A 17489-nucleotide genomic window follows, 5' to 3' on the forward strand; every position below is an offset into this window, starting at 1 on the left:
GAGCCGACCACGACGACTGAGCCGACCACGACGACTGAGCCGACCACGACGACTGAGCCGACCACGACGACTGAGCCCACGACAACTGAGGCCTCGACCAACCCTTCGGCGTCGCAACGTCCGAGCAGCAGCGCTTCCCCTGCGACCAACGCAACTTCGCAGACTGAGAGTTCATCTAGCGAAGCAGCCTCCGAGACGACGCAGTCCCCTTCCGAGTCGCAGTCGAGTTCCGAGCCATCCTCGGAGGCCGCGGTTCCGCCGGCTGGACCGTCTGATCCGCAGGGGCCGTCAGCGGGCGGCGGAGCACCTGCACCCTCTGCCGGTGGACCGGCGAACGCTGCGCCGGGCGCAGTCGCAGCACCGTCCGCGCCCGAGGTTCTGGCCGCACCGGCACCCGTAGCTCCCCAGGTACCGTCGAACGCTCCGAACGTCGCGAGTCCCAGTGAGAACCCGCAGGCATTCCCGACGGCGTTCACTCAAGGCCTTCCGCCGATTCTCAACGCTGCCGCCGTCGCAGGCGGTGTGGGCGGAATGGCAGTCGTAGCGGCGGGTGCGGGAGCAATGACTTTTCGCGGAGCATCGTTGCAGAAGGCACGTTTGGCTGCCGCACGTGCCGAATTCCTGGCACCCGGATCACAGGGAGGTGCGTGAGTCGTGCCGGACAGACGTTCACATCGCCGCGTTCTGGCCGCGGTGGATGCCGTATGTGACGCAGCAGCGTCGTCGGAGGCTGTGTCACTGCTTACGGTGGTACAGACAGTCGCCCGCGAGCGTGGGCGCCCGATCGAGATCGATCTGGAAACCCCGCTCGCCACCGGAGTGTGCGGTCAGCGCCGGGCCTACGACGACCACGACGTCATCGTTTTGGCTCCCGGACTACCCAATGTCGAGCGGACTCTGGCACATGAGTTGGGGCACATAGTGTTTCGTCACGAAGGTGCCGAGATCGCCGAGGCGACGCTCGAGGTCAGTGACGATTTGATTGCATACATGTTGAGTCAACGTTCTCTGCGGCGCAACGAACCCGTGCCGATGGATGACATCGCGGAGTGGGAAGCCGAGACGTTCGCGTCGATGTTGATCATGCGTCTGCGAACGATGAGTGGCCGTGGGACACCGCTGTCGGTATTGCGGTATGACGAGGCGATCGGATGATCTTTTGGGCTGTGGCCCTTCTCGTCTGGGTTGCAGCCGGCGCGAGACTGGGTCGAGTTGTCGCGCGCACCGCGACGCCGTTGCGAATGTCGATGGTCTTCGCAGGCTTCTCGGTCGCGTTGTCGTCGACGGTCATGGTGCCGGCGGTGTGGGACATCGTCGATCGAATTGCGCCGGAGCAACATGCCGCAGCGATGATCGTCATCGTCTTGTGGACCGCGTTGTCCGCGGCCAGCGCGGTCGGCGCCGTGTCGGCCTGGCCGGTGATGTCGCGTCCAGCCATGCGCGGTCTCGCCACGGTGCTGTACTCGGTGGGGCTGCTGGTGGCGATCGCGGTTTTCTTCGGATACCCAGCGCCGGCTCTGATCTTTATCATCGTCGCTCTGTCCCTTGTCATTTCGACGGGGTTACGGCACGTCGCGTGGGCGCCGTTGGGGCGCGGAATCGCATTGATCGTGACAGGTTCGTCGGTCTTGTTTGTCGTGGTCGTCGTGATGCTGGTCGAATCGATCGGTGGCACCAGCGCACTCGAATCGGATATCTGGACGGGCGCAGGGGTGTGGTTCATCGCTGCCTCGAGTGTTCTGATAGCGCTGGGCATCACGTGGGTGCTTCTCGAGACGTGGTTGCGCGCACGACGAGACTTGTATCGCCTACGGCGGATGCATGCGCTTCTGGTGAAGCGATTCCCCGAGGTTGTCGACGCGGACAGCGCCGGAAGTACGTCAGTACTCCGGGCATCGGACATGATCGCCCAGATCATGGATGCGATGTACATACAGTCCGGCGCCGGGATGTTCGACGTCGGTGGTCAGGAACCGCCCCGGGCAGTTACCGCCCATGCAGGAATACTTGCGGGGTGGATCGCGGATCCATTGGCCTCGGATGTGTTGGACACCAGATGGATTGCGCCACCGGAGAAGATGTCGGCGCGCCGATGGGTGTTGTTGTTGGCGAAGGAACTCGATGAAACGACAAAAGTAGGTCGACGTTCGTAGTCGACCTACTCCATGTCAATTCAGTGCTTCAGCACATTTGCATCAGCGTGACGCGTCGGGCGGAACCTCTGGCAAACCCTCACTCGCGCGGAGCTTTTCAGCCATCGTGGTGAGCAGATTCTGCGATTCTTCCGACAGGTCGAATGCGCGGCTCGAGAGGCGGCGAAGGCCGTAACCTTGGAGCTGCGAGAGCAGTTCGAGGTCGTGATCGATCTTGGCAGCGTAGATGTCGTTGAAGAAGTAGTCGGGCTTCACCTTGAAGAACCGGGCGAACGCAGCGACTGTCTCGTCCGAGGGGTTGGTGCGCTGTCCCGAGCGGAGCTGCGAGATGTACGGCTTGGAGATCTGATGGCCGTCTTCGATGAGCGCTGCCGCAACCTCGGCGTTGGTGTGGGGTTTGCGCCCCGGAGGATGAACACTGTCGAACAGTTTGTTCAATCGTTCTGCAAAGTCAGCCATTGTGAACCGCCCCGTAATCCTCTCTAGCTAGCAATTGTCCGTTCAGTGAATCCTACGGTATCACGCGGATAACCGATCGGTAGCTCACCGTAGTCTGTTTAGTGGACCAGTTGTCAAATGTGTCCGAGATTCGTTTCGTTCGGCCATTGAGTGCTCAGCTATGTCTCAGCGCACATTGAGTATCGGCCGCACGAAGATTGTGCAGCTACGGTCGCGCTATTCGAACCTTCCATTACTTGGTTAATGTGCCCAGTATCAAACCTTTTACCCGTTTTGGCGATATTAGCTAAGCGTTAGCCTGGTTTTTCATATGTGTTCCGAAAGGAAAACCGCAGTTCAGTGACGGTGTGGAGTGATGCGGTTGCAATTATGGCGACTGTTCGCGATGTTGCTCGAATCACTTCGGGGTTGAACCTTGAACGGTTTGCCGGAATGCAATCTGCGCTAGCTAAACCCGCTGCGTAGGTGCAGAATTGTGATATGAAACACACGATGAGCGATGACGAACTGCGCCGCGCGATCCGTGAAATCCAGGATCGAGCCCACGACGCACGCAAGCGTGGGGACGATGTAGCGGCGGAAGAACTCGACCGTACGGTCAGGGGCTATCAAGAGCAGATGGCTCAGCGTCTGTAGCTGTCGGTGGGTTCGGCGGCTGCCGCCGAGGTCGTGGGTTCTGGCATGCTCACGGCCGCAATGCGTGTTTCGGGGCGGCCGCACAACGCGTGCGTAGACTTTCCCGCATGTCCACAGTACGAGTGCGGGGGAGTGTCGATCCATGTCAGTAAGGTCGCTTGAGGGTAAGAAATGCCTGATCACCGGCGCTGGTAGTGGGATAGGACGCGCAACTGCACTGCGGGCATCCGAGGCCGGAGCTGAATTGTTTCTCACTGATATCAACGACCGTGGATTGCAAGAGACTGCCGCAATGGTTGGTGCCGGAGGCGGCACGGTCAGTTTGGCCAAGGCACTCGATATCTCGGATTACGACGAGGTCGTGAAATTCGGTACCGAGATTCACACTCAATTCTCTCCGATGGATGTCGTCATGAATATCGCCGGCATTTCAGCGTGGGGAACTATCGAGAACCTCGAGCATCGGCACTGGAAGTCGATGGTTGACGTCAACCTGATGGGACCGATCCATGTCATGGAGACGTTCGTTCCGCCCATGATCCGCGCCGGCAAGGGTGGGCACCTGGTCAATGTTTCTTCGGCCGCTGGGCTCTTGGCACTGCCGTGGCATGCCGCTTACAGTGCGAGCAAGTTCGGCCTTCGCGGGGTCTCCGAGGTGCTGCGATTCGATCTGAAGCGGCACGGAATCGGCGTCAGTCTGGTTGTGCCTGGTGGGGTGAAGACGCCTTTGGTGGGAACCGTGGAGATCGCGGGTATCGACCGGGATGACCCGCGGGTCAAAAAGCTCACGCACCGGTTCGAGAAGCGCGCGGTCTCCCCGGAGAAGGTGGCCTCGTGCATTCTGCGGGGAATCGAGAAGAACACGTACCTCGTGTATACGTCCAATGACATTCGATTCGGATACTGGTGGGCCCGCAAATTCGCCCCGCCTTACGAGTTCGTGATGCAAAAAGCGAACGACCAGTTCAGTAAATTGCTCAAGCGATGAGCATTAACTCCGACGGGACTTTTATCTAGTCGAATAGGGACCAAAGTCATGCCGAAGAGTTTTCACTTCGATATCGAATTCAAATATCCGATCGACGACGTGCATCGAACTTTGACAGACCCGAGTTATTGGAAAGTCCGACTCGGAGACCTTTATGCCACCTCGGACATCGAAGCTGGAGACGGATCGATCGAAGTATCCGTGTCCGAGGAAATCGACTCCGCCTCCCTCCCGACCCTGGTCGCCAAGGTTGCGCCGAGTCGACTGGGTCTGACACGGGTCGACCACTGGGGGCCTCTGTCTGACGGGAAGGCCGCAGGGTCGGTCACCGGGATCGCGCACGGACTGCCGATACGAATCGAGACGACGCTGGGCCTCACCGCCGCCGAGTCCTGCACGCGACTGGTCGTCGACGGGACGGCCGAAGTGAAGATGCCGATTATCGGCGGCCAGATCGAGAAGTTGCTGAAGAAGACCGTCGAGGACTTGCTGGGGCGCGATCGGGACGCTGTCGAGTCATTTCTCGCCTGAGTCGGCGCCGAAATCCACCTCCAGAACGCGTGCACCTGGGCCGGCGGCAGCGAGTTGATCGTGAGGGTTTGCGAGGGCGCATCCCTCCAGTGAGAGACACCCGCAACCTATGCAACCGGTGAGATTGTCGCGTAGTCGTTCCAGTTGCTCGATGCGGAGATCGAGGTGGCGCCGCCATCCGGTCGACAACCGTTCCCAATCTGCGCGGTTCGGGGTACGGCCTTCAGGAAGTGTGCCGAGGGCTTCCCGGATTTCCGACAGTGGAATGCCGACGCGTTGCGAGATTCGGATGAAGGCGACGCGTCGAAGCGTGTCTCGTTGGTATCGACGCTGGTTGCCGCTGGTCCGGCGACTGACGATGAGGCCTTCTCGTTCGTAGAAATGCAGGGCCGAGACGGCGACACCGCTGCGCTCGGAGAGCTGGCCGGGCGTAAGTTCCTTGGCTTTCCACGACGGCATCTCCATGGCGACTACCGGTCCGTCGCCCGGTGGAGGGTGGCGTGGAGATGATGCGTCAGCGGGGTGTCGCCGTGCGCCATCCACAAGTCGTAGGTCAGGGTGTCGCCTTGGACGCGCATGACTCGCCGGACGTCGTGAACCGGTTTTGCGTCGGGCGATGCTGCGAGCGTGAGACGGGTCAAGGCGAGAGTGCCTTCGGAGTCGACGGTGCCGCGATGGATCTCGACAAAACCGGTGGGCTGGCTGACCAGCAGTTCGAGCTCACCACCAGGTGTCGGGCGCAGGTATCCCGATTCCATGTGAAGTGGTCGGCCGTCGGGGAGCCCTCGAGTGCGCGACGAGTAGGTGACAAACGGTTTCGGAGTCGGAGCGAACTCGATCTCCTCGGAGTACTCGAAGTCGTCGATGGTGGGGAAATGTCCGGCTCCAGCGCCGACCCAGCGCCCGGTGAACCTGTCGATTCCGGCGCCGCCCAGCGCCGCCTGATCCGTGCTACTCATTGCGTGGTCCTCTCGCCTGCGTCGGATCAGACGTTACGCGGGAAGATATGGCAGCTGCTCATCCCTGCTGGGTGGGGCCTACGGGATTAGTGTTCACTCATGAACGCTTCTGGCTCCGTCCCCCTCGGTGTCGATTCCGAGGTGGGCCGATTGCGATCGGTCATTCTTCATCGTCCGGGCGACGAGTTGAAACGATTGACTCCGCGCAACAACGACGAGCTGCTGTTCGACGCGTTGCCGTGGGTGGACCGCGCGCAGGAAGAACACGATCAGTTTGCGACCGTCCTTCGTGAGCGCGGCGTCGAGGTACTGCTTTTGTCCGATCTCCTCACCGAGGCGCTCGAGGTCAGTGGCGCAGCGAGGATCCAGGGAATCGCGGCCGCCGTCGACGCACGCAAGATCGGCCACGCGCTCGGACAACACCTGGCTGCGTACCTGCGAAAGGTAGAACCGAAGGAGCTGTCGTCGATCCTTACTGCCGGAATGACGTTCGACGAGCTGCCGATCGACGCCGGCTCGACCTCGTTGGTGCGCAGGATGCATCACGGCGGTGACTTCGTGATCGACCCGCTGCCCAACTTGCTCTTCACCCGCGATTCGTCGTTCTGGGTCGGGCCACGGGTCATCATCACGTCCTTGGCGTTGTCAGCGCGAGCTCGCGAATCCTCGATCACGGATTTGGTCTACGCGCATCACCCTCGATTCAAGGGAGTGCGCCGCGCGTACGAGTCGCACACGGCTCCTGTCGAGGGAGGTGACGTGCTGCTTCTCGCGCCTGGGGTGATCGCGATCGGTGTCGGTGAACGTACGTCACCCGCCGGCGCAGAAGCATTGGCGCGTAGCGTGTTCGACGACGGTCTCGCCCACACGGTGTTGGTTGTTCCGATCGAGCAACGCCGAGCGTCGATGCATCTCGACACGGTCTGCACCATGGTCGAGGCCGACGCGGTCGTCATGTATCCGGCCATTCAGGACACATTGGCAGCGTTCACCCTTCGCAAGGAAGACGACGGGGTGAGTATTCGCGGTGCGACGCCGTTCCTCGAAGCGGCAGCCGACGCCATGGGAATCGGAAAACTTCGAGTGATCGACACCGGACTCGACACGGTCACTGCCGAGCGTGAGCAATGGGACGACGGCAACAACACGTTGGCCGTCGAACCGGGCGTCGTCGTCGCTTACGAGCGCAACGTCGAAACGAATGCCAGGCTGGAGGCCTCGGGTATCGAGGTTTTGCGAATCGCGGGTTCCGAACTGGGCTCCGGTCGCGGTGGACCTCGCTGCATGTCCTGCCCGATCGCCCGCGATCCGCTGTGAGCGGTAGACGTCAGAGAATCTCTTCCACCTTGGCTGCCGGACGCGCGAGCACCGTGCCCTTGTCAGTGACGACGAATGGGCGTTCGATCAGAATTGGGTGCTCGATCATCGCGTCGAGGATCTCGGATTCGGAAGCGTCGGCGAGTCCGAGGTCCTTGTACTGCGTTTCGCGCTTGCGAACCGCTTGACTGGGCTCGAGGCCGGCGTCGGCGATGAGTTTTTCCAGCTCGGATCGGGTAGGCGGAGTATCGAGGTACTTGACGATGGTGGGTTCGATGCCGGCTTCCCGGATGAGCCCGAGAACGGTCCGCGAGGTGTTGCACCGTTGATTGTGGAAGATGGTTGCAGATGCCATGTTCGTCATTGTGCCTCTGCGTCCGAACTCGTGGGACAAACAGGGGAACAACGGGCCGCTCCGGAGTGCTGCACCTGAAGTACCGACGTGTGAGGAGAAAACGATGACGGAACATCGAAGTGTGGACGAACGACGCGTGGTCATTGCCGGTGGGCACGGCAAGATCGCGCAGCACCTGACGTACCTGCTGGCAGGACATGGTGATCGGCCGGTAGCGCTGATCCGCAACTCCGCGCACGAGGGTGCGGTCCGCACACTCGGCGCGTTCCCCGTGGTGATCGATCTGGAATCCTCCTCGGTCGAGGAAGTTGCGAAGGTACTCGACGGTGCCGACGTCGCGGTCTTCGCCGCGGGTGCCGGACCTGGTAGTTCGATCGAGCGCAAGGACTCCGTCGACCGAGCTGCGGCGGTGCTGTTGGCCGATGCCGCCGAGAAAGCGGGAGTACGTCGGTTCATTCAGATCAGCGCCATGGGTGCTGGTGACGAAATACCGGAGAACACCGACGAGGTTTTTGCCGCCTACCTGCGGGCGAAGACGGCAGCGGAGGAAGACCTGAAGACAAGGTCTTCGCTGGATTGGACGATTCTTCGGCCAGGCCTTCTGACGGACGACGACCCGACCGGTGAAGTATTGCTTGCGCAGCCGCCCGTCGATCGAGGCTCTGTGCCTCGAGCCGATGCCGCCGCGGTCGTCGAAGCGCTCATCGATGCGCCGTCCAGCGTCGGCAAGACATTGGTTCTGACCTCCGGCCCGCATACGATCCGCGAGGCGATCGAGGGCCTGTGACCGAGAAGATACGACGAGGGTGACGATGAAGATCGCAATCGAACACGATTCCTCCACAGCTCCGTACGACCAACTGCGGCAACAGATTATCGAGCAGGTTCACGGTGGCGGATTGATCGCGGGAACCAAGATCCCGACGGTGCGAGCGTTGGCCTCGGAGCTGGGATTGGCGGCCAACACCGTCGCGAAGGCTTATCGCGCGCTCAGCGATCAGGGCGTCATCGAAACGAGGGGAAAGCAAGGGACATTCATCGCTTCGGGGGCCGATCCGGTGCAGGCGCAGGCCGAGCAGGCGGCGACCGCGTTTGCGCATAGGGTCCGCTCGCTCGGGTACTCCGACAGTGAGATCGTCGCCATGGTGGAGTCGGCATTGAGAGGTGCATGACACAATGTTTAAGTTGACGCTTCAACTTAAAGCTGTCAGTCTTGGCTCATGAATTCGTCGATTGCTCGTGACCTCGGACTCCTCATCGCCCGTGTCGGCCTCGGGATCATCTTCATCGCCCACGGCTGGCAGAAGTTCTTCACCTACAAGATCGCCGGAACGCAGGCCGCGTTTGAAGGGATGGGCGCCCCGCTCCCCAAGATTTCTGCGGTTGTGGCTGCATCCATCGAACTCGGCGGCGGAATCCTGCTCATCGCGGGTCTGTTGACCCCGCTCGTCGGCGCGCTGCTGTTCCTCGACATGGTCGGCGCGTTCTTCATCGTGCACGCGGACAAGGGTGTCTTCATCGACAACGGTGGCTACGAACTCGTCGTCGCACTCGGTGTCGGATCGCTCTTGATCGCTGTGATCGGCGCAGGACGCATCAGCATCGACGGATTGATCGGCAAGGGCAACGGTTGGGTTAAAACCCCAGCTTGATCGGGGTGAGAAGGCGGGTTCAACGGACGTTGAGCCCGCCTTCCGGCTTGCTTTTGGCCCATAAAGTGACGAACGTAGTCATCTATGGTGACGAAATCTGATCGATCCGAACAAGATTCCGGGGCCAACGAAGAGCGCCCGGAGACGGGCTTTACTCGAGTAGGCGTTCGGACCGACTACGTGGTGTTTTCCGTGGCGGCTGCCGCGGTGCTGGCTATTGTCGTGTGGGGCCTCGTAGCTCCCGACAACCTCGATTCGGTAACCGGAAGTGTTCTCGGCTGGTTGGTGACGAACATCGGCTGGCTCTTCGTACTCGCAGCTTCGGCTTTCGTGCTGTTTTCCATCTACCTCGCGGTCAGTCGATTCGGCGACATTCCGCTGGGCAAGGACGGTGAGAAGCCCGAGTTCCGAACCGTCAGCTGGATCGCGATGATGTTCAGCGCCGGCATGGGGATCGGCCTGATGTTCTTCGGTGTCGCGGAACCGCTTGCGCACTACGTGACTCCGCCTCCCGGCACCGACGGTGGCGTCGGAACTGCCATGGCCACCACCATGTTTCACTGGGGTCTTCATCCTTGGGCGATGTATGCCGTTGTGGGCCTTGCCATTGCATACGGGTCGTATCGCCGAGGACGCAAGCAACTGTTCAGTTCGGCCTTCATTCCGTTGCTCGGTCGCAAGGCCGAAGGGCCGATCGGCAAGGTCATCGACATCCTGGCGATCTTTGCCACACTTTTTGGTACCGCAGCATCTTTGGGGCTCGGCGCACTTCAGATCGGCTCCGGTTTCGAGGTAGTCGGCTGGATGGAAGAAGCCGGCGTTTTCCTGCTCGTGGCCATCGTTGCGGTGCTGACCCTGGCATTCGTCGCTTCGGCAGTTTCCGGTGTGGCCAAGGGAATTCAGTGGCTCTCCAACATCAACATGGTGCTCGCGCTGATCTTGGCGCTGTTCGTGTTCGTTCTCGGGCCGACCGTGCTGATTCTCAATCTGCTCCCGACGACCATTGGCGCATACGTTTCCGACCTCGCCCAGATGTCCGCCCGCACGGGTGCATCGTCGAATCCTGAAACGGGCGCGTGGCTTTCGTCGTGGACGATCTTCTACTGGGCATGGTGGGTGTCTTGGACGCCGTTCGTCGGCATGTTCCTGGCACGCATCAGCCGCGGCCGCACGATCCGCCAGTTCATCGTCGGCGTCATCGCCGTTCCCACGACTGTCAGCTTGCTCTGGTTCGCGATCTTCGGCGGCGCGGGCATCGGCGAGGAACGTGACGGAATCGGCTTGTCCGGCCGAGGCTCGGAAGAGGCTCAACTGTTCGGCATGCTCGACAATCTGCCGTTGGCCGGAGTGACGACTGTCCTCGTCATGCTGCTCGTGGCAGTGTTCTTCGTTTCCGGCGCAGACGCTGCGTCGATGGTGATGGGGACGCTCTCGCAGCGCGGAACGCTCGAACCGAGTCGCTGGGTTGTGGTCTTCTGGGGCATGTTGACCGGTGGCGTCGCAGCGCTTCTGCTGTGGACCGGTGGCTCCGAAGCGCTCGACGGCTTGCAGACCATGACGATCATCGCTGCGGCGCCGTTCGTGCTGGTCATGATCGGACTGTGCTTCTCGCTGTACAAGGATCTTTCGCACGACCCGATCATCATTGCGGCGAAGGAGCAGAAACGTGCTCTCCTACGCCCGAGGCGGGGACGTCGCGTCGGTAAGCCGACAGAGTAATCGTGAAGCGAAGGAGGCACCGAACCAGGTTCGGTGCCTCCTTCGTCTGTCCCACTACTTCCAGCTAGGCAGCCACAGATGGTTTTGCCACGATTCCGGCGTGATCGGCATGGCGGTGAGTATCGGCCAGAGGTAGACGAAGTTGGCCACGACCAGACCGATGTACAGACTGACCGCAAGAAGTCCGGTGGTACGACGCTCGACGGACGCGCTCGCCTTGCCCAGAACATCGCCGAGGACCAGCGCAAATCCCATGACCATGAACGGGGCGAGTGCAACTGCGTAGAAGTAGTACATCTGGCGGTCGAGCGTCGCGAACCACGGAAGGTAAGCGGCGCCGTAGCCCGTCAGGACCACGGCGTATCGCCAGTCCCTGCGCACGAACGTCTGCCAGATCGCCCACGCCAACATCGGTAGTGCCAGCCACCACATCGCCGGTGTGCCGATCAGCATCACGGCCTTGACGCAGCTGGCGGCCCCGCAACCGGTGACCTGCTCGCCGTCGGCGTAGTAGTAGAGCATCGGTCGTAGCCCCATCGGCCACGTCCACGGTTTCGACTCCCACGGGTGGTGGTTTCCGGCGGAGTTGGTCAGACCGGCATGGAACTGGAGAACGTTTCCGCTGTAGTACCAGAGTGAACGCAGTGCGGAGGGAATGAAGCTCCACGTGCCGCCCTCACCGATCTCGTTACCGACGGCGTGACGGTCCACGCCGGTCTCGCTGGTGAACCAGGCCCAGTAGCTCGCGAGGTACACACCGAGCGGAATGACCACCAGCGCATACAGAGCCGGACCGATGTCGCGAACTGCGGTGCCGACCCAGGGGTGCTGCACGCGGTAGGCGCGGCGCGCTGACAGGTCGAAGGCAACACTGAGCAATCCGAAGAACAGAATGAAGTACATGCCGGACCACTTGGTTCCGCATGCCAGACCGAGCAGGATGCCGGCGCCGAACCTCCACCACCGGAAACCCAGCCGTGGACCCCAGGCGGAATCGCCGATTCGACCTTCCTCGTACACCTTCGCCATTCGTTCGCGGACTTGGTCGCGATCAACCACCAGACATCCGAGGGCGGTGAGGACGAAGAAGGCCAGGAAGATGTCGAGCATCCCCAGGCGTGAGGAGACGAAGGTGACGCCGTCCACGATGAGCAGGATTCCGGCAATCGCCCCGATCAGCGTGGACCGCGTCATGCGGCGGACGATCCGGATGATCAGCAGGACCATCAGCGTTCCGACCAGGGCTGACGAGAATCGCCACCCCCAACCGTTGTAACCGAAGAGTGCTTCGCCGATCGCGATCATCTGCTTACCGATCGGCGGGTGCACCACCAATCCGTAACCGGGATTGTCTTCGATGCCACCGCCGGTCAGAACTTGCCAGCCCTGCGGAACGTAGTGCTTCTCGTCGAATACAGGTGTGCCGGCGTCGGTCGGGTAGGCGAGCATCGTGAAGCGGGTGATCGCCGCGATGGCGGTGATGAAAGCGGTGACGATCCAGCCGCGCAATCTGTCGGTCGGGCCGAAATCAGGATCCGGTACCAGCGGGCCGGGACTACGCACTACCCGATCGCTCGTGGCGGGCGTTGGCCGCTCGTCCGTCTGCACAGTCACCTGGCAATCGTAGGCTGTCAGGTATGACTGGTCGTTTGGTACTCGCCGCAACACCCATGGGAGATGTCGGTGACGCGTCCCCGCGTCTTCGGTCTGCTCTCGCAACCGCCGACGTCGTCGCTGCGGAGGACACACGACGCACCAAGTCTCTGGCGTCCGCGCTCGACGTCACCATCACCGGGAAGATCGTCAGTTTCTACGACCAGGTCGAGATTTCGCGGCTGCCCGCGTTGGTCGCCGACGTGGCCGAAGGCAAGACCGTTCTGCTGGTCACCGATGCAGGCATGCCGTCGGTCAGTGACCCCGGATATCGCCTCGTTGCCGCCTGCGTAGCCGAGAACCTCGCCGTCACGTGTCTCCCGGGCCCGTCGGCGGTCACGACGGCGCTGGCACTCTCGGGTTTGCCGGTGGAGCGGTTCTGCTTCGACGGATTCCCGCCGCGAAAGCAGGGGCAGCGCAAGACCTGGCTTTCGGCCCTGGCAACCGAGCAGCGAGCGTGTGTGTTCTTCGAAGCACCCCATCGCCTTGCGGACTGCCTCGCAGATGCGGTGGAAGTTCTCGGGCCCGATCGCCGCGCGGCCGTGTGCCGGGAATTGACCAAGACCTACGAGGAAGTGAAGCGCGGCACTCTCGGAGAGTTAGCTACTTGGGCGGCCGAGGGCGTTCGCGGAGAGATCACGGTGGTGCTCGAAGGCGCAGTGCTGGTGGCATCTGATCCTGCCGATCTGGTCGACGAGGTGGAAAGGCTGGTCGAGGGGGGAGCACGATTGAAGGACGCGTGTGCTCTGGTCGCAACGGCCGGAGTCTCCAAGCGTGAGTTGTACGAGACGGTCCTGGCCGCTCGAAAGGACTAGCGGGAGCGGTTCACGGCGGGTGCGCCGGGACGCAGGTTGGCGTCGTCGGCTGCAGCCTGGCCGGCGTGCCAGCCTTCGGCGTCGACGGACCGTCCGCGAGTTTTGCGGGTTGTCGGGAACAATCGATCGAATTCGGCGTCGACGGCCTCGGAAGTGGTGGCCAGGATCGGCAGAAGATCCGCGACGTCCATCGATGCCGCGTCGGCCGCTTCGGCGGTGGCTTTGGTGCCGGCGTCTCGCAGACGGTGTCCGATGCGGCTGGCGAACCCGGCCAGGAATCCCTTGCGGAACGAGGTGGTGCGTGAGCCGCCACGATTGCTCGAGTCGGCGAATTGCATTGCACGGGTTGCCTGTACGAGCAAGGAAGTGAACAGCATGTCGACTTGCTGAAGGTCGACCGGAGTGCCGACGACGGTCGCGAGTGCAATGTCGCTGAACCAGACAGTCCTGACTCGATTCGATTCGCCGATCTCGGTCAGGAGGTGAACCTTTTCCTTCACGTACGGGTTCTCGATGTGAATGCGTCGGGCATTCACGGATGTGTCGGTGACCCCGGCGCGAGAGTGGAGCAGCGCGGAATCGATGGCGTACCGGGTCATCAACTCCTGAGCCTTCGCGGTGAAAATCTCGGCTTCTTCCGCGAAGTTGGTGGCTTCCGCTTTGGCGAGTAATCCACGAATTCGCTTGAGTACCTTGGCGTCGACCTCGGTATCACCGACGCCGGCATAGGTGGTGTCGGTCCGTTGCGACGGCCAGGTGGATGGTGGCGCGAGCAACACCGTCCACTGAGGTAGGCGCATCCACGATCGCGCGACGTCGACGATTTGCGAAACAAGGAAGTAGGGATCCTGGAACAGAAGGCCGGCGGCGAGGGAGCGAAAAACGTCGTCGTCCACGGTGATTCGAGAAGCGATGCGTCGAGACTTCGCATACTGCTCGCCGATCGTCTGCAACTGCCCCACCCATTCGAGCGGTGCGCGATCGGAGGCGCGCGACGCTTTCGCATCGAACAGGATGGTGGTGGCGGCGAGATCGGCGTCGGACGCTTCTTTGCTTCGACGCGCCAGATGAATCAGATCCGCCGGCTGCCATCCGCGGTCGTACGCCGCGGACAGTTCGGAAACGAGATCTCGCACCGCGGAAACGGATTGAGGGCTGACCTCCTGAGTGGACACCCGCGCTCCGTTCCATGGCAGTGTCTGCGCCGAAGCGCTGGTTCGAATGTATGTTCTATTCGTCGTCATGGCTGGAGTGTGCACGTGGGGTCCGACACATCCGCCTGTAACCGGATATCTCGGACCCCACGTGCGGCACTCTCGCTTAGCTCATTCCTCGACGAAGCGGGGGAAAACTGGCGCCGGAGCAGGCAGTTTCCGGTTCGCGTCGATGCGTACCGCGATGTCGGCGAACTGTCGGTTCTCTTCGCTCTGGCCGAGCAGATCGAGGATGCGTGACGCCGCGTCGGGCATCACCGGCTGAACGAGAAGCCCGACGATACGGACCACTTCGAGCGTCACGTACAGAACCGTCGCCATGCGTGCCGGATCGGTCTTACGCAGAACCCACGGTTCCTGCTTGGAGAAGTACCGGTTGGTCTCGCCGAGCACGCCCCAGATGGCTTCCAGCGCGAGGTGTAGAGCCTGCACGTCGAACTCGCTGCGGCACTTGGCGAGCAGGGCATCCGCCGATGCCAGCATCGCCAGGTCGTCCTCGGTGAACTCACCGGGGGTGGGTACCTGGGCGTCGCAGTTCTTCGCGACCATCGTCAGCGAACGCTGCGCGAGATTGCCGAGTTCGTTCGAGAGATCAGCATTCATGCGCGTCACGATCGCTTCGTGGCTGTAGCTGCCGTCCTGACCGTACGAGATCTCGCGGAGCAAGAAGAAACGGACGGCGTCGAGGCCGTACTGATCGACCATCGCGATGGGGTCGACGACGTTGCCGACGGACTTCGACATCTTCTCGCCCTTGTTGTACAAGAAGCCGTGGACGAACACCCGCTCCGGCAGTTCGATGCCGGCAGACATGAGGAATGCCGGCCAGTACACGGTGTGGAACCGCGTGATGTCCTTGCCGATGATGTGCAGGCTCGCGGGCCAGAACTTCTTGAACTCCTCCGAATCGACGTTCGGGTAACCCACACCGGTCAGATAGTTGGTGAGGGCGTCTACCCAGACGTACATGACGTGGTCCGGGTCGCCCGGGACCTTGACGCCCCAGTCGAACGTGGTGCGCGAGATCGAGATGTCCTTGAGGCCGCCCTTGACGAAGCTGACGATCTCGTTGCGGCGTGTTGTGGGGGCGATGAATTCGGGGTGCTCTTCGTACAGCGCGAGGAGACGCTCCCCGTACGCCGAGAGACGGAAGGTGTAGTTCGACTCCTCGGTCCACTCCACCGGGGTGCCGGTCTCGGTGGACTGACGGGTGCCGTCCTCCAGAAGCGTGGTCTCGGATTCGGTGTAGAAGGCCTCGTCCCGAACCGAGTACCAACCCGAGTACGTGTCGAGGTAGATGTCGCCCGATGCGGCCATCTTCTCCCAGATCGCCTTGCTGGCGACCTGGTGATCAGCGTCCGTGGTGCGGATGAACCGGTCGTACGAGATGTTCAGGACCTTGTCGAGGTTCTGGAACACGTCGGAGTTTCGAGCCGCGAGTTCGCGTACGTCGATGCCCTCTTTGATCGCTGTCTGCTGCATCTTCAGACCGTGCTCGTCGGTACCGGTCATGAAGAACACTTCATGACCGTCCAAGCGCTTGAAGCGGGCGAGCGCGTCCGAAGAGATGTACTCGTACGCGTGGCCGATGTGCGGAGCGCCGTTGGGATACGCGATCGCAGTCGTGATGTAGAACGGCGATCGTTCCGCGCCTTCCGGGGCGGCGGAGTCCGGGCGCGGGGTCTGGGAGGGTGAGGCAGGCACAGTCATGGTGGGCTTACTCTATCGGGCGTGAGCAAAGACCGTCCCGCCCCCGATGCCCCTGAGCCCTTGTCGCCTCTGATCGACGCCCATACGCACCTCGACGCGTGTGGCGCACACGACGCTGCGACCGTGGCCGAAATAGTCGATCGAGCCGAGGCCGTCGGCGTCGGACGGGTCGTCACGGTGGCCGACGACCTCGATGCTGCACGCTTTGCCGTCGACGCTGCGAACTGGGATTCGAGGGTTTACGCAGCCGTCGCAATCCATCCGACCAGGGCGAACGTCCTGGATGCCGACACCAGGGCCGAGATCGAACGGTTGGCGTCCAATCCGCGGGTCGTCGCGGTGGGGGAGACCGGGCTGGATCTCTACTGGCCAGGCAAGCTCGAAGGGTGCGCCACGATCGAGGAGCAGGTCGACGGTTTCCGGTGGCACATCGATCTGGCGAAGCGTCTCGGTAAGACGCTGATGATTCACAATCGCGAAGCCGATCAGGATCTGCTGCGGGTGCTGCACGAGGAAGGCGCGCCGGAGACAGTGGTGTTCCACTGCTTCTCCTCGGATTCGGAGATGGCGCGGGCATGCATCGACGCCGGGTATGTGCTCAGTTTTTCGGGAACCGTGAGTTTCAAGAATGCGAAGGCGCTGCGTGAGGCCGCGCTGTTGGTGCCGTCGGATCAGCTGATCGTCGAGACGGATGCGCCGTTCTTGACGCCGCACCCGTTCCGCGGGGCGCCCAACGAGTCGTACTGCCTGCCATACACAGTGCGTGCACTCGCAGACATACGCGGCGAGGATCCGCAGGCGCTGGCAGCAGCGTCCACGGCGACAGCGGAGCGCGTTTACAAGCTCTGACGCTATTCTGGTTCGACAGGTAACTCCGCGCCCGGGATCGTCGTGTCCCGGTCCGTCTACTGCGCGGGGTATTTCAGATGAATGACTACAACGTGGTCACAGTCCGCATCGAAACGTGGGAATTCGAGTGCTGTGCACCGTTGCCGGTGGTCGGCGAAAAATCTTCGTGGGCTTTGCACCCGATACCTGACTCGTTGTGGTTCGACGGGTCGGTTCATGGAGGAATCTTTCCCGACGACGTGGAACCTACTGCCGGGATCGTTCTCTCGATCCGACTCGAGCGCGGCGAATTTGTCGAACAAGAACCCAGACACTGGGTGTTGGTGCCTGGAAGCACCGATCGTGTTCGAGTCGAGAAGGTCCCACCACATTTTCGCGGAATGTCGTCGCTGGTTGCCGGTCGGCGTGGCTGGATGGAGACGGCCGTTGTCGTCGAATTGGCCACCACCTGTGCGCCTTTCCGGTAGTCCCCACTACCA

The 17489-nt window shown here is 61.9% G+C and carries 20 protein-coding genes and 1 pseudogene; 13 read left to right on the plus strand and 8 right to left on the minus strand.

Annotation, left to right across the window (positions count from 1 at the left end):
* Positions 1 to 476: pseudogene (locus tag ABX74_RS06495) on the minus strand (hypothetical protein); the annotation flags it as partial.
* Positions 477 to 654: 178 nt separating this feature from the next.
* Here ABX74_RS06495 and ABX74_RS06500 point away from each other — a divergent pair.
* Entirely contained in the window at positions 655 to 1155 is a 501-nt protein-coding gene (locus tag ABX74_RS06500; protein ID WP_003946241.1) for an ImmA/IrrE family metallo-endopeptidase, read from the plus strand.
* A complete protein-coding gene (locus ABX74_RS06505; RefSeq protein WP_047888451.1) occupies positions 1152 to 2153 on the plus strand; it encodes a hypothetical protein in 1002 nt (333 codons plus the stop codon). Before ABX74_RS06500 ends, ABX74_RS06505 begins: the two co-directional genes overlap by 4 nt.
* A 42-nt stretch (positions 2154 to 2195) precedes the next feature.
* Here ABX74_RS06505 and ABX74_RS06510 read toward each other — a convergent pair whose 3' ends face one another.
* Positions 2196 to 2612, minus strand: a complete 417-nt coding sequence (locus ABX74_RS06510; RefSeq protein WP_003946231.1) for a helix-turn-helix domain-containing protein — start codon at positions 2610 to 2612, stop codon at positions 2196 to 2198.
* Between the two features lie 492 nt (positions 2613 to 3104).
* Here ABX74_RS06510 and ABX74_RS30310 point away from each other — a divergent pair, with 492 nt between their 5' ends.
* From ABX74_RS30310 to ABX74_RS06520, 3 genes are all read left to right on the plus strand, one after another.
* The gene (locus ABX74_RS30310) at positions 3105 to 3248 is read left to right on the plus strand and encodes a hypothetical protein (RefSeq protein ID WP_162267916.1); all 144 of its coding nucleotides are present in this window, start codon (positions 3105 to 3107) and stop codon (positions 3246 to 3248) included.
* Positions 3249 to 3390: 142 nt separating this feature from the next.
* Positions 3391 to 4236 carry an SDR family oxidoreductase gene (locus tag ABX74_RS06515; protein ID WP_019744717.1) on the plus strand — a complete coding sequence of 282 codons (846 nt, stop codon included), beginning with the start codon at positions 3391 to 3393 and terminating at the stop codon, positions 4234 to 4236.
* A 48-nt stretch (positions 4237 to 4284) separates the two neighbouring features.
* Positions 4285 to 4767, plus strand: coding sequence for a DUF2505 domain-containing protein (locus tag ABX74_RS06520; RefSeq protein WP_047888452.1), 483 nt, complete (start codon positions 4285 to 4287; stop codon positions 4765 to 4767).
* Here ABX74_RS06520 and soxR read toward each other — a convergent pair.
* Together soxR and ABX74_RS06530 are read right to left on the minus strand one after the other, a co-directional pair.
* A complete protein-coding gene (gene soxR / locus ABX74_RS06525; protein WP_019744715.1) occupies positions 4753 to 5232 on the minus strand; it encodes a redox-sensitive transcriptional activator SoxR in 480 nt (159 codons plus the stop codon). The genes ABX74_RS06520 and soxR overlap by 15 nt on opposite strands.
* Before the next feature lie 5 nt (positions 5233 to 5237).
* Positions 5238 to 5726 carry an FABP family protein gene (locus ABX74_RS06530; protein ID WP_020970333.1) on the minus strand — a complete coding sequence of 163 codons (489 nt, stop codon included), beginning with the start codon at positions 5724 to 5726 and terminating at the stop codon, positions 5238 to 5240.
* Between the two features lie 99 nt (positions 5727 to 5825).
* On the opposite strand from ABX74_RS06530, the gene arcA reads away from it, so the two are divergent.
* Positions 5826 to 7043, plus strand: coding sequence for an arginine deiminase (gene arcA, locus ABX74_RS06535; RefSeq protein ID WP_019744713.1), 1218 nt, complete (start codon positions 5826 to 5828; stop codon positions 7041 to 7043).
* A gap of 10 nt (positions 7044 to 7053) precedes the next feature.
* Here the strand turns inward: arcA and arsC are convergent, their stop codons facing one another.
* On the minus strand, positions 7054 to 7407 hold the full coding sequence (gene arsC, locus ABX74_RS06540; RefSeq protein WP_020970331.1) for an arsenate reductase (glutaredoxin): 354 nt from the start codon (positions 7405 to 7407) through the stop codon (positions 7054 to 7056).
* 94 nt (positions 7408 to 7501) lie between these two features.
* Between arsC and ABX74_RS06545 the strand changes: the two genes are divergently transcribed.
* The 4 genes from ABX74_RS06545 (at position 7502) to ABX74_RS06560 (ending at position 10769) form a co-directional block, all read left to right on the plus strand.
* Complete coding sequence (locus ABX74_RS06545; protein WP_047888453.1) at positions 7502 to 8185, plus strand: SDR family oxidoreductase; 684 nt, start codon at positions 7502 to 7504, stop codon at positions 8183 to 8185.
* Positions 8186 to 8210: 25 nt separating this feature from the next.
* Entirely contained in the window at positions 8211 to 8570 is a 360-nt protein-coding gene (locus ABX74_RS06550; RefSeq protein WP_020908617.1) for a GntR family transcriptional regulator, read from the plus strand.
* 48 nt (positions 8571 to 8618) lie between these two features.
* Positions 8619 to 9050, plus strand: a complete 432-nt coding sequence (locus tag ABX74_RS06555; RefSeq protein WP_020908616.1) for a DoxX family protein — start codon at positions 8619 to 8621, stop codon at positions 9048 to 9050.
* Positions 9051 to 9134: 84 nt separating this feature from the next.
* Entirely contained in the window at positions 9135 to 10769 is a 1635-nt protein-coding gene (locus tag ABX74_RS06560; RefSeq protein WP_019744709.1) for a BCCT family transporter, read from the plus strand.
* Between the two features lie 54 nt (positions 10770 to 10823).
* On the opposite strand, the gene ABX74_RS06565 is transcribed toward ABX74_RS06560, so the two are convergent.
* Entirely contained in the window at positions 10824 to 12383 is a 1560-nt protein-coding gene (locus ABX74_RS06565; RefSeq protein WP_047888454.1) for a dolichyl-phosphate-mannose--protein mannosyltransferase, read from the minus strand.
* 23 nt (positions 12384 to 12406) lie between these two features.
* Between ABX74_RS06565 and rsmI the strand changes: the two genes are divergently transcribed.
* Positions 12407 to 13237: a 16S rRNA (cytidine(1402)-2'-O)-methyltransferase gene (rsmI, locus tag ABX74_RS06570; RefSeq protein WP_019744707.1), complete on the plus strand. Its 831-nt coding sequence runs from the start codon at positions 12407 to 12409 to the stop codon at positions 13235 to 13237.
* On the opposite strand, the gene ABX74_RS06575 is transcribed toward rsmI, so the two are convergent.
* Both ABX74_RS06575 and metG read right to left on the minus strand, forming a co-directional pair.
* A complete protein-coding gene (locus tag ABX74_RS06575) occupies positions 13234 to 14481 on the minus strand; it encodes a DUF2786 domain-containing protein (protein WP_223257847.1) in 1248 nt (415 codons plus the stop codon). The two genes, rsmI and ABX74_RS06575, sit on opposite strands and share 4 nt — an antisense overlap.
* Positions 14482 to 14562: 81 nt before the next feature.
* A complete protein-coding gene (gene metG / locus ABX74_RS06580) occupies positions 14563 to 16161 on the minus strand; it encodes a methionine--tRNA ligase (protein WP_020908613.1) in 1599 nt (532 codons plus the stop codon).
* Between the two features lie 21 nt (positions 16162 to 16182).
* Here metG and ABX74_RS06585 point away from each other — a divergent pair, with 21 nt between their 5' ends.
* On the plus strand, positions 16183 to 17010 hold the full coding sequence (locus tag ABX74_RS06585; protein WP_047888456.1) for a TatD family hydrolase: 828 nt from the start codon (positions 16183 to 16185) through the stop codon (positions 17008 to 17010).
* Between the two features lie 77 nt (positions 17011 to 17087).
* On the plus strand, positions 17088 to 17477 hold the full coding sequence (locus ABX74_RS06590) for a DUF6578 domain-containing protein (RefSeq protein WP_020908611.1): 390 nt from the start codon (positions 17088 to 17090) through the stop codon (positions 17475 to 17477).
* The last annotated feature ends 12 nt before the right edge of the window (positions 17478 to 17489 follow it).

It is taken from the genome of Rhodococcus sp. ARP2, assembly GCF_001029585.1.
Taxonomy (GTDB): Bacteria; Actinomycetota; Actinomycetes; order Mycobacteriales; family Mycobacteriaceae; genus Rhodococcus_F; species Rhodococcus_F erythropolis.

Coding starts and splice junctions, on each gene's coding strand:
- ABX74_RS06505 (WP_047888451.1), top strand. CDS start 1,152: ATGATCTTTTGGGCTGTGGCCCTTCTCGTCTGGGTTGCAGCCGGCGCG.
- ABX74_RS06510 (WP_003946231.1), bottom strand. CDS start 2,612: ATGGCTGACTTTGCAGAACGATTGAACAAACTGTTCGACAGTGTTCAT.
- ABX74_RS30310 (WP_162267916.1), top strand. CDS start 3,105: ATGAGCGATGACGAACTGCGCCGCGCGATCCGTGAAATCCAGGATCGA.
- ABX74_RS06515 (WP_019744717.1), top strand. CDS start 3,391: ATGTCAGTAAGGTCGCTTGAGGGTAAGAAATGCCTGATCACCGGCGCT.
- ABX74_RS06520 (WP_047888452.1), top strand. CDS start 4,285: ATGCCGAAGAGTTTTCACTTCGATATCGAATTCAAATATCCGATCGAC.
- soxR (WP_019744715.1), bottom strand. CDS start 5,232: ATGGAGATGCCGTCGTGGAAAGCCAAGGAACTTACGCCCGGCCAGCTC.
- ABX74_RS06530 (WP_020970333.1), bottom strand. CDS start 5,726: ATGAGTAGCACGGATCAGGCGGCGCTGGGCGGCGCCGGAATCGACAGG.
- arcA (WP_019744713.1), top strand. CDS start 5,826: ATGAACGCTTCTGGCTCCGTCCCCCTCGGTGTCGATTCCGAGGTGGGC.
- arsC (WP_020970331.1), bottom strand. CDS start 7,407: ATGACGAACATGGCATCTGCAACCATCTTCCACAATCAACGGTGCAAC.
- ABX74_RS06545 (WP_047888453.1), top strand. CDS start 7,502: ATGACGGAACATCGAAGTGTGGACGAACGACGCGTGGTCATTGCCGGT.
- ABX74_RS06550 (WP_020908617.1), top strand. CDS start 8,211: ATGAAGATCGCAATCGAACACGATTCCTCCACAGCTCCGTACGACCAA.
- ABX74_RS06555 (WP_020908616.1), top strand. CDS start 8,619: ATGAATTCGTCGATTGCTCGTGACCTCGGACTCCTCATCGCCCGTGTC.
- ABX74_RS06560 (WP_019744709.1), top strand. CDS start 9,135: ATGGTGACGAAATCTGATCGATCCGAACAAGATTCCGGGGCCAACGAA.
- rsmI (WP_019744707.1), top strand. CDS start 12,407: ATGACTGGTCGTTTGGTACTCGCCGCAACACCCATGGGAGATGTCGGT.
- ABX74_RS06575 (WP_223257847.1), bottom strand. CDS start 14,481: ATGACGACGAATAGAACATACATTCGAACCAGCGCTTCGGCGCAGACA.
- metG (WP_020908613.1), bottom strand. CDS start 16,161: ATGACTGTGCCTGCCTCACCCTCCCAGACCCCGCGCCCGGACTCCGCC.
- ABX74_RS06590 (WP_020908611.1), top strand. CDS start 17,088: ATGAATGACTACAACGTGGTCACAGTCCGCATCGAAACGTGGGAATTC.